General features: G+C 67.5%; 14 protein-coding genes. 8 read left to right on the forward strand and 6 right to left on the reverse strand.

What is annotated here, in order from left to right:
* Positions 1-14: 14 nt before the first annotated feature.
* A complete protein-coding gene (locus tag FKQ52_RS06265) occupies positions 15-323 on the reverse strand; it encodes a CsbD family protein (protein WP_141626384.1) in 309 nt (102 codons plus the stop codon).
* 191 nt (positions 324-514) lie between these two features.
* Here FKQ52_RS06265 and FKQ52_RS06270 point away from each other — a divergent pair, with 191 nt between their 5' ends.
* The gene (locus FKQ52_RS06270) at positions 515-1105 is read left to right on the forward strand and encodes a DUF2239 family protein (RefSeq protein ID WP_141626385.1); all 591 of its coding nucleotides are present in this window, start codon (positions 515-517) and stop codon (positions 1103-1105) included.
* Here the strand turns inward: FKQ52_RS06270 and FKQ52_RS06275 are convergent.
* From FKQ52_RS06275 to FKQ52_RS06290, 4 genes are all read right to left on the reverse strand, one after another.
* Positions 1102-2853: an ATP-binding protein gene (locus FKQ52_RS06275; RefSeq protein WP_205750878.1), complete on the reverse strand. Its 1752-nt coding sequence runs from the start codon at positions 2851-2853 to the stop codon at positions 1102-1104. The genes FKQ52_RS06270 and FKQ52_RS06275 overlap by 4 nt on opposite strands.
* Before the next feature lie 83 nt (positions 2854-2936).
* The gene (locus FKQ52_RS06280; RefSeq protein WP_141626386.1) at positions 2937-3422 is read right to left on the reverse strand and encodes a hypothetical protein; all 486 of its coding nucleotides are present in this window, start codon (positions 3420-3422) and stop codon (positions 2937-2939) included.
* Entirely contained in the window at positions 3422-4426 is a 1005-nt protein-coding gene (gene cobS / locus FKQ52_RS06285) for a cobaltochelatase subunit CobS (RefSeq protein ID WP_141626387.1), read from the reverse strand. Before cobS ends, FKQ52_RS06280 begins: the two co-directional genes overlap by 1 nt.
* A gap of 80 nt (positions 4427-4506) precedes the next feature.
* Positions 4507-4935, reverse strand: coding sequence for an organic hydroperoxide resistance protein (locus FKQ52_RS06290; protein WP_141626388.1), 429 nt, complete (start codon positions 4933-4935; stop codon positions 4507-4509).
* 128 nt (positions 4936-5063) lie between these two features.
* On the opposite strand from FKQ52_RS06290, the gene FKQ52_RS06295 reads away from it, so the two are divergent.
* The gene (locus FKQ52_RS06295; protein ID WP_141626389.1) at positions 5064-5513 is read left to right on the forward strand and encodes a MarR family winged helix-turn-helix transcriptional regulator; all 450 of its coding nucleotides are present in this window, start codon (positions 5064-5066) and stop codon (positions 5511-5513) included.
* Here FKQ52_RS06295 and FKQ52_RS06300 read toward each other — a convergent pair.
* Entirely contained in the window at positions 5510-6184 is a 675-nt protein-coding gene (locus tag FKQ52_RS06300; protein ID WP_141626390.1) for a J domain-containing protein, read from the reverse strand. The genes FKQ52_RS06295 and FKQ52_RS06300 overlap by 4 nt on opposite strands.
* Positions 6185-6229: 45 nt before the next feature.
* Here FKQ52_RS06300 and FKQ52_RS06305 point away from each other — a divergent pair, with 45 nt between their 5' ends.
* The 6 genes from FKQ52_RS06305 (at position 6230) to egtB (ending at position 13441) form a co-directional block, all read left to right on the forward strand.
* A complete protein-coding gene (locus FKQ52_RS06305) occupies positions 6230-6532 on the forward strand; it encodes a BolA family transcriptional regulator (RefSeq protein ID WP_141626391.1) in 303 nt (100 codons plus the stop codon).
* A 105-nt stretch (positions 6533-6637) separates the two neighbouring features.
* On the forward strand, positions 6638-8449 hold the full coding sequence (locus FKQ52_RS06310; protein WP_141626392.1) for an ATP-binding protein: 1812 nt from the start codon (positions 6638-6640) through the stop codon (positions 8447-8449).
* Between the two features lie 166 nt (positions 8450-8615).
* Positions 8616-9059, forward strand: a complete 444-nt coding sequence (locus FKQ52_RS06315) for an RcnB family protein (protein ID WP_141626393.1) — start codon at positions 8616-8618, stop codon at positions 9057-9059.
* Between the two features lie 126 nt (positions 9060-9185).
* A complete protein-coding gene (locus FKQ52_RS06320) occupies positions 9186-10163 on the forward strand; it encodes a mechanosensitive ion channel family protein (protein WP_141626394.1) in 978 nt (325 codons plus the stop codon).
* Positions 10164-10166: 3 nt separating this feature from the next.
* Positions 10167-11180, forward strand: coding sequence for a low specificity L-threonine aldolase (locus FKQ52_RS06325; RefSeq protein ID WP_141626395.1), 1014 nt, complete (start codon positions 10167-10169; stop codon positions 11178-11180).
* A gap of 101 nt (positions 11181-11281) precedes the next feature.
* Entirely contained in the window at positions 11282-13441 is a 2160-nt protein-coding gene (gene egtB / locus FKQ52_RS06330) for an ergothioneine biosynthesis protein EgtB (protein WP_141626396.1), read from the forward strand.
* Positions 13442-13480: the final 39 nt, after the last annotated feature.

The following is a 13480-nucleotide window of genomic DNA, read 5'->3' on the forward strand; positions in this document are numbered from 1 at the left end:
GGGAGGGAGAACTCCTAGCGGCGACGGCCGCTCAGGCTGCCCAGCACCAGCAGGGCGCCGGCTACGATGCCGGTGGTCAGCAGGGGCTTGCGGCGGGCGAAGTCCAGACCCTGACGGGCCTTGTCCTGATACTGGGCCGGCGCCTTGGCGACCAGACCGTCCAGACCGTCGATGACGCGGCCATAGGCGTCCAGGGCCTTGCCCTTCACTTCGTTCAGCTTGCCGTCGAACTGGAGTTTGCTGTCGCCCGTCAGACGGCCGAGGCCGGACTGGGTCTTGCCCTCGATTTCAGTGGCGATGCCTTCGATGCGCTGGTCGGTCATTGGGTTCTCTTGGAATGATGCGGAGCCGGGGAGGCCATGCCGACACAGCGCGGAAGCGGGGCCGGAGTTCCGTGCCGATGGCGGGTTCTTCGTCGCGTGCCGGCCTGAATTATATCCGGGTAATATTGACGGGCCGGTTTTACCCGGATAAATCACATCGTGTCTGCCGCTCCCTGCCGCCCGAGGCCCCCATGTCCGCCACCCCGACCCAGCCCGTCTACGCCTTCGCCGGCGACCTGCTCTTGGCCCACGGCCCTCTGGGCGAGGGCCTGCCGGTGGTCCACGCCGCGGCGCAGGGCGGTCTGGGTGTGCTGGTCTTCGACGCGGCCACCGGCAAGGTCATTGATCTGGACCTGCGCGGGACAGCCGACGAGGCGCTGGCCCGGCTGGCGTCCACGCCGGAGGGGGAGCCAGGGAAGCGGGGGCCGGGGCGTCCCAAGCTGGGCGTCACCCCGCGCGAGGTGACCCTGCTGCCGCGTCACTGGGACTGGCTGTCGAGCCAGCCGGGCGGGGCCTCGGTGGCGCTGCGCAAGCTGGTCGAGACCGCGCTGAGGGAGACCGAAGGGCCGACGCTGGCGCGCCGCGCCCGGGATGCCACCTACGCCTTCATGACCGCCATCGCGGGCGACAGGCCCGGCTATGAGGAGGCGACGCGGGTGCTGTTCGCCGGCGACTGGACCGCCTTCGACATGGCGATCGAGGCCTGGCCCGCCGACGTCCGGCAGGCGGTGTCGGAGATGGCCGAGCCCGGCTGGCGCAACGGGCTGGGCCGCCCCCGCTAGGCGGCTTCGGCTTCCGCCACGCCCGCAAGGGCGCCGTGCAGGGCCTCGATCTCGATGGGCTTGCGCAGAACACCGTCCGCCCCCGCGGCCCGATAGCGGGCCACGTCCTCGTCGAAGACGTTGGCGGTCAGCATATGGATCGGCAGGCGGGGGCGGCCGGACGAGGCCTCCTCCGCCCGGATGGCGCTCAGGGCCTGAACCCCGTCCATGACCGGCATCATGACGTCCATCAGGACCAGATCGAAGCCGCCGCCCCGGGCCGCCGTGACGGCCTCCGCGCCGTTCTCGACCAGCGTCACCTTCGCCCCGAACTGCTCCAGCAGCAGGGTCAGCAGGCGGCGGTTGGCCTCGTGATCCTCGGCGGCCAACACCGACAGGGGGCGGACCTCCGCGGCGGGCGCCCTGGTCGCCTTCAGTGCCGCGCGGCGAGCCGGAAGCTCGACCCGGAACAGGGCGCCGCCGTCCGCGCCGTCGGTCACGGCGATGGAGCCGCCCAGCCCTTCCACATTGGCCCGGCAGATGGCGAGGCCCAGTCCGGCGCCGCCCGCGGCCCGCCCGGCCTCCAGTTGCTCGAACGGCTGGAAGATGCGGGCGCGCTGGTCCTCCGGCACGCCCGGCCCCTGATCCTCGACCTCGATCAAGAGCGCCACCTGATCGCCGTCCAGCGGTGCGGCGAAGGCGCGGATGCGGATGACGCCTGCGGGGGTCAGTTTCAGGGCGTTGGACAGCAGGTTGATCACCACCTGCTCGATCCGGCCGGCGTCGGTGGCGACGATGAAGTCTTCCGGCGCGCCATGGCACTCGACCTCCAGCGTCAGGCCCAGCTCCTCGCCGCGCAGGCGCCAGACCCGGGCGATGGAGGTCGCCACGGCGCGGATGTCCACCGGCTCCAGCTTCGGCTCGCTCTGGCCCGACTCGATCCGCGACAGGTCCAGCGCGCCGTTGAGCAGACGCAGCAGCATGCCTCCGGCGTCTCCCATGTCCTCGACCAGTCCGGCTTCCTCCTTGCCCCGTCGCTTGCGGCGCAGCACCTCGACGATGCCGAGAATGACATTCAGCGGGGTGCGGACTTCATGGCTGATCATGGCCAGGAAGCGGGACTTGGCGCGGTTGGCCTGCTCGGCCGCCTCGCGTCCGGCGCGGGTTTCGTCCAGGGCGGCGCGCAGCTCGTCCGAGCGCCGGGTCAGATCGACGTACAGCTCGACCGTCTCGCGGTCGCTGGTGGCCTGACGCCAGGCGGCGCCGGTGACGCCCAGGATAAACAGCAGCAGGCTGGTCAGCACCCCCGGATTGTCGCCGAACTCGCCCCAGCCGATGATGGCCATGGCGATGGAAGGCGGAACCACCGCGACGATGAAGCTCAACCCGCTGGCGTGCACCTGCAGCGCGCCGACCATCAGGTTCCCGGCGATCAGCATGGCGACCTGCGGCAGCAGTTGGGGCTCCAGCTTCCACATCGCCAGCACGAACAGGCTGGTGTGCATCGCCAGGCAGAAGGTGAGCAGTTCCGTCTGCGTCTTCAGCCGTCGCCAAGCGCCGTCAGCCCCGGGGTTCAGCCGCACGGCTTCCACCACGCGCCACAGCAGCACGTAGAGGATGATCTGGATGATGGCGAAGCTGACCGCCCACGGCCAGGGGGCCAGCCACAGGGCGATACCGAAGATGCCCGCCACGGACAGCAGCCGGATCAGGAACATATCCCGATAGCGGGTCGCATAGGCCCGCACATGCTCCACGCTCTTGATCACTGGTACGCCCGCCTGAACTTGCGGGGGTAGTCCTTAAACGGTGCAGCTTAAGGAGGGGTCAATCCCCGCCGGCTCTTCCGTCGCTAGTAGATGACGGGTGGTTCGGGCGGTATGGCCCAGACCACACCATCGGGCGCGCGAAGGGCGGGGCATATGCGTCGGACCAGCCCACGCGCGAAGGCGTTCATCTCTTCAACGTGAGGGTTGGATTGCGTGCCTTGAATGGCGTTCCAGTTACCGGGGCCGTACACATTGACCTTCCAGTGTCGGGGCAGGATCGGTGGCGGGGCCGTGGGCGGCGTCTCGCCGGCCATGGTGATGACCGGTCGACTGCGCGGGCCTTCTTCCGCGAGCAGGGCGAAAGGTTCGATCTGTCCCGCGATCTCGGCGGTTCCGCAGACCTTGGTGGAGCCGTTGGGCAGGCGGATGGCTTCGGTCGAGACAATGCGCGCGCCGTCACGCTCGGAGCGCAGGGTTTCCAGCATTTCCGTCTCGCTCGGCGGAGGGGGCAGGACCTCGGGGTCCGTCAGCGCCGCCGCCAGAGTTAGGGCCGAGAGCAGGATCAGCATCAACCCACCTTCACCCGAGTCGCCGCTTCCGGCAGGTCTTCCCCGAACGCCCGCTGGTAGAACTCGGCGATGGTCGGGCGTTCCAGTTCGTCGCACTTGTTCAGGAAGGTCAGGCGGAAGGCCAGGCCGATGTCGCCGCCGAAGATCTGGGCGTTCTGGGCCCAGGTGATGACGGTGCGGGGGCTCATGACGGTCGAGATGTCGCCGTTCATGAAGGCATTGCGGGTCATGTCGGCGACGCGGACCATGGCGGCCACGGTGCGGCGACCGTCGGCGGTGTCGTACTCCGGCGCCTTGGCGACTACGATGCCCGTCTCGACGTCATGGTCGAGATAGTTGAGCGTGGTCACGATGTTCCAGCGGTCCATCTGGCCCTGATTGATCTGCTGGGTGCCGTGGTACAGGCCCGAGGTGTCGCCCAGACCGATGGTGTTGGTGGTCGAGAACAGGCGGAACCACCTGTTCGGACGGATGACGCGGTTCTGGTCCAGCAAGGTCAGGCGGCCCTGCGCCTCCAGCACGCGCTGGATGACGAACATCACGTCGGGGCGGCCCGCGTCATACTCGTCGAAGACCAGCGCGATCGGGCGCTGCAGGGCCCAGGGCAGCATGCCCTCGCGGAACTCGGTGATCTGCTTGCCGTCCTTCAGGACGATGGCGTCCTTGCCGACAAGGTCGATCCGGCTGACGTGGCTGTCGAGGTTCAGGCGGACCAGCGGCCAGTTCAGCCGGGCGGCGACCTGCTCGATGTGGGTCGACTTGCCGGTGCCGTGATAGCCCTGAACCATGACCCGGCGGTCGAAGCTGAAGCCGGCGCAGATGGCCAGCGTCGTCTGCGGGTCGAAGCGGTAGGCGTCGTCGATCTCGGGCACATGGCTGTCGCGTTCTGCGAAGACCGGCACGGTCATGTCGCTGTCGATGCCGAACAACTCACGCACCGTGGCGTTGCGGTGCGGCTCCAGCGTCAGCAGGGGATCGGGCGTCGAGTCGAGGAGGGAGGTCATGCAGTGCGATTACCGCACCCTCACGGGGTGGTCGAGACCCCCGCCGCCGTTGTGACGGCGGGGCTTCGAAAAGGGGTTGATCAGACCGCCTTCAGGGCCACGTCGACATTCCCGCGGGTGGCGTTGGAGTAGGGGCAGACCTGATGGGCCTTCTGGATCAGATCGTCGATGACCGACTGCTCCAGACCGGTGTCCGAGACGGTGATGGCGATGTCCAGGTTGAAGCCTTCGCCGCGCGTGTTCGGGCCGATGCCGACGCTGGTGGCGATCCTGGTGTCGGGACCGACCGGGGTGCCCGCCTTGCCCGAGACCAGACGCAGGGCGCCCATGTAGCAAGCGGCATACCCGGCGGCGAACAACTGTTCCGGGTTGGTGCCCGCGCCGCCCTTGCCGCCCATTTCGGCGGGCAGGGACAGCAGGACGTCGATCTTGCCGTCATCGGTGGTCGAGCGGCCTTCGTCGCGGCCGCCGCCGGTGGAGGTAGCGTGGGCGGTGTAGAGGATTTGCATGGCGGGTCTCCTTGGCTGCCGTCGCGTCGGCGATTTGTTTATCGCGATAATGAACAGGTAGGCGGGGCCGGCCTGGCTGTCCAGCAGAAAGTTGGTGCGAGGGTAATTATTGTGATAAACAAATTCCCATGACCGCTTCCGCCATCCCGCCGCTGTCTCTCGACGACCAGCTCTGCTTCGCCCTGTACTCCGCCTCCATGGCGGTGGGGCGGCTGTACAAACCGCTGCTGGATGAAATGGGCATCACCTATCCGCAGTTCCTCGTCCTGACGGCGCTGAACGACGAGGGGACGCTGACGGTCGGCGGGCTGGCGGCGCGACTGGCGCTGGAGCCCAGCACGATCACCCCGCTGGTCAAGAGGCTGGAGGCGGCGGGCCTGGTCCGGCGCAAGCGGGGTTTGAAGGACGAGCGTCAGGTCGAGGTGTCGTTGACCGATGCGGGCGACGCGATCATCGCGCAGACCCCTTGTCTCGCCGAAGCCCTGCTGGCCAAGGCGGGCATGACGGTTGCGGACCTGAAGGACTTCAAGACGCAGGTGCAGGCCTTCGGCGCCCGGATCGCGGCGGCGGCGGTTTAGGCCGCCAGCCCGGCTTTCTTCAGCGTCTTGTAGGCCTTGATTACGCGCTGGAGCTTGGCTTCGGCGCCGCGGTCGCCGTGGTTCAGGTCCGGATGGAAGCGCTTGAGAAGCTCATGATAGCGCGCCTTGACCGCCGTCTTGTCCGTGCGAACGTCGAGATCGAGATCGGACAGGGCGGCGCGCTCCAGCTTGCCGATGCGCAGGTCTTCCTGTCCGGCGGGCGAGGCGTGTTCAGTGGTGCGGCGGCCGAACAGGCCGAAGCTGTCGCGCCATGAGCCGGCGCCGGAGTTGTTGGCCGTACCCATCTTGGCGGCGAAGGCGGCGGCCTCGCGGGTGAACTTGCCGGCCTGCATTTCCCAAGTCGGGCGACCGCCGGTCATGGCCTCGTTTTCCTGGGCGGCGCGGACCTGGCCCTCGCTCATCCCGGCGTAGAAATTCCAGCCCTTGTTGTACTCGCCCGCGTGGCGTTGGCAGAAGTCGTAGAAATCGTTCAGCCGCTCGCGCGATTTCGGCGCCCTGGCCGTTGCGGCCTGGCGGCAGTCGGGCCAGTTACAGGGCTTCTGACCGGGCTTCAGGTGCAGGACATCCGCCTCCGCAGCCTCTTCCTCGGGCTTGGGCGGCTTGATGCGCATATCCTTGAAGCGCGGCTTGTATTCGAACTCTGACGACATCGGCCCAAGTTTAGGGTCGAATTGGACGGCAACAAGGACTTGACGATGGTTGAAGGCCCTATCGCGACGATTATCCGCCGGAAATTGACGGCGGGGCTGGCGCCGGAGCGTCTGGAGCTCGAGGACGACAGCTGGCGGCATGCCGGGCACCATCACGAGGGCGGCATGGACGCCAGGCCGGGCGGCGAGTCGCACTTCAATCTTGTGATCGTCTCGTCCGCCTTCGAAGGACAGGGTCGCGTGCAGCGTCAGCGGGCCGTGAATGGACTGCTGCGTGAGGAACTGGCCGGACCTGTGCACGCCCTGTCGATCAAGGCGCTGACGCCGGCTGAGGCCGCCGCAGCCTGAGGTCAGCGAACAAAGGTTGTCATATAAGCGTCAGCGTTCACTTCGTCTTAGGGGGTTCCACGTAGCGTCCGCGCCGGGTTGTGCAATCGCGTGGCGGGGCAGGGCATGGTTGAATCAGACGGCATCGGCAAACCCGCGGGGGAACCCGACGCCGGCGAGGCCGCACAGGCCCTGCGCGCCATCCTGCAAACGCAGTATCTGCGCTATCTGATCATCGCCAGCTGGGCGGTCGGCCTGCTGGCCACCGTGGGCTGGACCGCCGCGACGCTGTGGTTCGTGGGCACCCTGGCAGCCGGCGCCATCCGTGGCGCCGTGGAGAAGCGCATCAGCCAGCGCGTGGGCGCGGGCTGGGGCATGGTCTTCCCCGCCGTCGCCACCGCCACCACCGCCGCCTGGGCCGTCGCGCCTCTGCTGGCCTGGTTCTCCGGCGCCACCTTTGGTCCGTCGCTGGGGATGACTCTTCTGGTCGCCGGCTATGTGCTGGTCTTCGCGCAGCTTCGCAGCTCGCCGCGTCAGGCCATTGTGATTTCGTCGCCCTATGGCGTGGCCGCGCTGATCATCGCCGCCAGCCTGTGGGGCAAGCCGGAGTTCTGGCAATTCCTGGCGGTGGTGCCGTTCACCGCCGCCGGTCTGTTCGTTCTGGTCACCATGACCATGCTGCGCGAGGAGCGTATCCGCGCCTTCCAGGAGCATCAGGCCCATCTGATCGAGGAACTGGAGTCGGCCCGCGACAAGGCGAACGCCGCCAACGACGCCAAGTCGAACTTCCTGGGTGTCATCTCGCACGAGCTGCGCACGCCGATGAACGGCGTGCTGGGCGCGGCCCAACTGCTGAGTGCGACCCGGTTGGAGCAGACCCAGCGGGAGTATCTGTCGATCATCCGCAACTCGGGCGACAACCTGCTGAGCCTTTTGAACGACATCCTCGACATGACCAAGATCGAGGCGGGCAAGATGACCTTCGAGGTCGTCGATGTGGACGTCGACGATCTGGACAAGCGCGTCATCGGCCCGTTCCAGGCCCAGGCCGAGGCCAAGGGACTGGACTTCGTCGCCGTGCGTGACGGCGAAATTCCGGCGACCGTGCGCGGCGATCCGCTGCGCGTCTGCCAGGTGATCCACAACCTGCTGTCCAACGCCGTCAAGTTCACCGATGGGGGCCAGATCACCTACACCGTCCGTGGCGAGCGTCTGGACGACAAGCGGGTGCGTTTCGACTTCATCGTGCGGGATTCGGGCGCCGGCATCGCGCCGGAGGATCTGGAGCGTCTGTTCCAGCCCTTCACCCAGGTGGACGCCTCCTCGACGCGCCGGTTCGGCGGCACGGGGCTGGGGCTGACCATTTCGCGCCGGATGGCCAACATCATGGGCGGCGACATCACCGTCGATTCGATGGTCGGTGAAGGCTCGGTCTTCACCTTCAGCGTCGAGGCCGAGGTGGTGCGCTGGGAGCATGAGCAGGCGGCCGAGGCCATCATCGCCGAGGTTGAGGGCGGCCAGCTGCTGAACGTGCTGGTGGTCGAGGACCACCCGGTGAACCGGATGATCCTGGAAGCCTGGATGTCGTCGGCGGGCCATACCTCGGCGACCGCCGAGAATGGCCAGGTCGCCATCGAGGCGGCGGGCGAGCAGCGCTTCGACCTGATCATCATGGATGTGAACATGCCGGTGATGGACGGCCTGACCGCCACCCGCGCCATCCGCGCCGGGGGCGGTCCGAACTGCGAGACGCCGGTGGTGGTGCTGTCGGCTTCGGCGCGCACGGAAGATCATCAGGCGGGGCTGGACGCGGGCGCGGACGCCTACCTGAACAAGCCTATCGACTTCGCGGCGTTGGCGATGGTCATGAACCGCGTCGGCGCCGGCCGGGCAGGGATTCAGGCCCTGTCGGCCATTCAGGAAGCGCAAGCGGCCTGAGCGGTTCACGTAACCGCCGCGTAACAGCCCTGAAACACTGAGGTCAGGAACCCGGCGCTGCGCTGAACGTCGGGTGATCCACCTCATTCAGGTCGGGCTCAAGGGGCGCGGTCCATTGTGTGGGCAAGTCGGGAGGTTCCCGGCTCTCAACACAGGAGACTGATCCATGAAGAAGATTCTGACCGCCGCGATCGCCGCGACCCTGGCTCTGGGTTCGGTCGGCATGGCGTCCGCCGCCGAGGCGCAGACGCGTGGCAATGACCGGTACGAGCAGCGTCAGGATCGCCGCGATGATCGTCGCGACGACCGGGCCGACCGCCGCGAACAGCGTCAGGACCAGCGCGCCTACGCCCGCTGGCAGCGTTCCGAGCACCGCTATAACGCGGGACGCTATACGCCGCCCCGCGGCTTCCAGACCCGCACCTGGGCCTATGGCCAGCGGATGCCCGCCAGCTACCGGTCCAGCAGCTACGTCGTGCGGAACTACAGCGCCTACGGCCTGCGCCGGCCGCCCTCGGGCTACCAGTATGTCCGTAGCGGCAATGATGTGGTCCTGACCGCCGTCGCGACCGGCCTGATCACCGCGGTGATCGCGGGTCTGTTCAACTAAGGTCCGGTATGAGAGTGGGACCGACGCCCCGGAGGGAACGCCCTCCGGGGCGTTTCCGTGTCCGAAAGCCCGACTGAATCCGGTCTTCGGGGTTCCAATCCGGGGCTCGTGCGTTAGACCCGCCCCATGTCCAATCTCGTTGCTCCCCTGAACGAGGCCGTCGCCGCGGGCCAGAAGGCCGCCGCCGTCGACGCCGCCATGATCGCCAAGCTGACCGATATGGCCGGCGACTTCGCGATCAACCTGTCCATCGCCGTGATCATCCTGATCGTCACGGTCTTCGTGTCGAAGTGGGCGGCCGGCGTGACGCGTCGAGCCCTGTCGCGGGTTCGGGGGTTCCGTCACGACCCGACGGTTCTGAGTTTCGCCGTGCAGGTCGTGCGGGTCGTGATCTTCATCGTCGGCTTCATCGCCGTTCTGCAGCGGCTGGGCGTGCAGACCACCTCGATCATCGCTGTGCTGGGCGCGGCCTCACTGGCGGTCGGTCTGGCGCTGCAGGGGACGCTGTCGAACGTGGCGGCGGGGGTGATGCTGCTGATCCTGCGGCCTTATCGGGTTGGCGATGTCGTGGACATCGGCGGCCGGGCCGGGACCGTGCAGCGGCTGGATCTGTTCCTGACCCAGATGGCGGACGCCAACAACGTCAAGATCGTGGTGCCGAACTCCAAGGTCTTTGGCGACACCATCCTGAACCTGTCCGGCCAGCGGACACGCCGCATGGAGCTGAAGATCGGCGTCGGCTACGGCGACAATCTGAACACCGCGCGCGAGGCACTCATCAGCGCCGCCGAGGCGCATGATCTGGTGCTTTCTGATCCGGCGCCCTGGTGTGGTGTGACGGCCCTGCTCGACAGTTCGGTCGAGATGACGCTGCAGGCGTGGACCAGATCCGAGGACTACTGGCAGACCAAGGCCGATGTGCTGCAGGCCGCCAAGGAGGCGCTGGACGCCGCCGATATCGAAATTCCGTTCCCGCATCAGGTCGCCGTGCCTTATGGCGAGGACGACCAGCCGGAAGCGCCCCGGGCTCCGAAGGCTCGCAAGGGACCGGGCGGCGAGGCGTCGCCGTCCACCGGCCCGACCGATACCGCCAGCGAGGGATAGGCCGTGCGTTACGATTTCGGGTCCGACAACACCGCCGGCATGGCGCCCTCGGCGCTGCAAGGGTTGATCGCGGCCAATGACGGCTATGCCCGCGCCTATGGTTCGGACGACGTCACCGCCCGGGCGGCCGACCAGATTCGCCAGCGGCTGGATGCCGATGCCGAGGTTCGCTTCGTCTTTTCCGGTACTGCGGCGAACTCCATCGCCCTGTCGATGCTGGCCTGGCCGCATGAGGCGGTGCTGGCCCACCATGCGGCGCACATCTGCACCGACGAGACCGGGGCGCCCGGGTTCTTCGGTCAGGGCGTCGGCCTGATCGGCCTGCCGGGCTTTTCGGGCAAGATCGACCTGCTCTCGCTGCAGGCCGCGCTGGAAGAGCCGGAAGTCGGCCACCGTCAGCCTCCGGCGGCGCTGAGCGTGACCCAGTCCACCGAGTACGGCACGGTCTATACCGAAGAAGAGCTGCGCCACCTGATCGAGCCGGTGAAAGCCAAGGGGTACGGCGTGCACATGGACGGCGCGCGTCTGGCCAACGCGGCGGCGGCGGGGTTCGATCTGACCCAGATCGCGCGGCTGGGCGTGGACATTCTGGTGTTCGGCGGCGCCAAGGCCGGTGCGAACTGCACCGAGGCCATCGTGATGTTCGACAAGTCGCTGGCGCGGCGTATCGACAATCGCCTGAAACAGGCGGGACAGGTGGCGTCCAAGGGTCGGTTCCTGGCCGCGCCGTTGCTGGGACTTCTGGAAAGCGGAGATTGGGAGAGCGGCGCGGCCCACGCCAATCTGATGGCGCAACGGCTGGCCGCCGGGATCGAGATGAGCACGCCGTTCGTGCTGGCTCACCCGGTCGAGGCCAACGCGGTCTTCGTGCGGATGCCGCCCGAGGCGCATGAGCGGCTGAATGCGCTGGGCTGGGCCTGCTACCGCTTCGATGACGGCTCGGTCCGCTTCGTCTGTTCATGGGCGACGAAGGAAGAGACCGTCGACGCAGTGCTGAAGGCCATGCGCGGCCTTTAAGTCCGCTCTGGCGCCAGACTGCTGACAGGAACAGGACAAGGGGGTGGCAGTTAGACCTTTGCCGTCCCATGTTCGGGTGCAACGGCGGGGAGCCTGTCCGCATGAATGTTCATTCGCCTGTCGGTTCGACCGTTGAGGACGATATCGCCCTGTTCCGCCGGGTGCGGGGGGCGATGCCGGAACTGGCGAAGGGCCTGTCGGCGGAGGACCTTTCGGCCCAGTCCATGCCGGACTGCAGCCCCGGTAAATGGCATCTGGCGCACACCAGTTGGTTCTTCGAGGCGCTGATCCTGTCGCGCGAGCCGGATTACCGATCTGTGGACCCGCGTTGGCAGGTTCTGTTCAACAGCTATTATGAGGCCTTGGGCGAACGGGTGGCGCGTCCGGAGCGGGGGATGATGACCCGGCCGTCGCTGGATGAGGTGCTGGCCTATCGTCGCGAGATCGACCGGCGAATGATCCGCTGGCTGGGGCAGGGCGAGATGGACGCCCACAGCGGGTATCTGTTCACCCTCGGTCTGAACCACGACCAGCAACATCAGGAGCTGTTCCTGATGGACATACTGAACCTGATGTCGCGCTCGCCTCTTGATCCGGCAGCCTATGAGACCGAGCCGCGTGCGACAGAGATTGAACCTGCGCGGGGCGGGGAGACGGCGTTCGCGGGTGGTCTGGTCGAGATCGGCCACGGCGGCGAGGGCTTCGCCTTCGACAACGAGGGTCCGCGTCACAAGGTGTGGCTGGAGCCGTTCGCCCTATCGAACGATCTGGTCAGCAACGGCGACTGGCTGCGGTTCATGGCCGACGACGGTTATGCGCGGCCCGAGCTATGGCTGGCCGACGGCTGGGCGACGGTGAAGGCCGAGGGCTGGGATGCGCCCCTGTATTGGCGCAGGGACGCTGAGGGCTGGAGCACCATGACGCTGACGGGGCGGGCGCCGGTCGATTCGGCGGCTCCGGTGCGGCATGTCAGCCTGTATGAAGCCGACGCCTATGCCCGCTGGGCCGGAAAGCGGCTGCCCACCGAGGCGGAATGGGAGCACGCGGCGCGGACGCGGCCGGAGGCCCTGACCAATGTCTTCGGGGAGGTCTGGCAATGGACCGCGTCGGCCTATGCGCCCTATCCGGGCTTCCGGCCCACCGAAGGGACGGCTTCGGAGTACAATGGAAAGTTCATGGTCAATCAGGCGGTGCTTCGGGGCGGATGTTTCGCAACGCCGCAGGGGCATGAGCGGGTCAGTTATCGCAATTTCTTCTACCCGCACCAGCGCTGGGCCTTCGCCGGACTCAGGCTGGCGTCGGATGCCAATGTTACGTTGGCCGGCGGCGACGATGAGCACGCGGCCTTCCGCGAGGAGTTGATCGCCGGCTTGTCCCAGTCGCCGAAGCGGACGTCGCCGAAGTGGTTCTACGACGCGGCGGGGTCGGACCTGTTCGAGGACATCACCCGCCTGCCGGAATACTACCCGACCCGGCAGGAGGCCGCGCTCTTGCGCGCCGTCGCCCCGGAATGGGCGCCGCTGTTCGGACCGGGCGCGACGATGGTCGAGTTCGGATCCGGCGCGAGCGAGAAGACCCGGATCGTGCTGGACGCCGCGCCGGACCTCGCGGCCTATGTGCCGGTTGATATCAGTCCCGATGCGCTGGAGGCTGCGGCGACGCGCATCCGCGACGCCTACCCCGGGCTGGAGGTGGTCCCCGTGGTCGGGGACTTCCTGTCGCTGGACCAACTGCCTGAAAGCGTGGGGCAGGGGATGGGACGCAAGGTCGGCTTCTTTCCCGGCTCAACCATCGGCAATCTGACGCCGGATGAGGCGGTGGCTTTCCTGAAGGGAGCGCGACGGCTTCTGGGCGAGGACGCCCTGTTCGTGCTGGGTGTCGATCTGGTGAAGGACCCTGCGGTGCTGATCGCCGCCTATGACGACGCACAGGGCGTGACCGCGGCGTTCAACCGCAACCTGCTGGTCCGCGCCAATCGCGAACTGGGCGCGGACTTCGATCCCGAGGCCTTCGCCCATCTGGCGGTTTGGGATGACGCGACTGCGCGAATGGAGATGCACCTGCAGGCGACCCGCCCGATGACGGTGACCATCGACGGGCGGCGGATCGCCTTTGCGCGCGGGGAGACCATCCACACCGAGAACTCACGCAAATTCACCGAGCAGTCGTTGCGCGATCTGGCGACGGCGTCCGGCTGGCGCGTCGCGGCGTTCCGCGAAGGCCCTGCGCCGTCGGTCGCCCTGGCCCTGCTGGAAGCCTGAAACGCAAAAGGCGACGCGGAAGCGTCGCCTTCTGCTCGA

It is taken from the genome of Brevundimonas sp. M20 (assembly GCF_006547065.1).
GTDB lineage: Bacteria > Pseudomonadota > Alphaproteobacteria > Caulobacterales > Caulobacteraceae > Brevundimonas.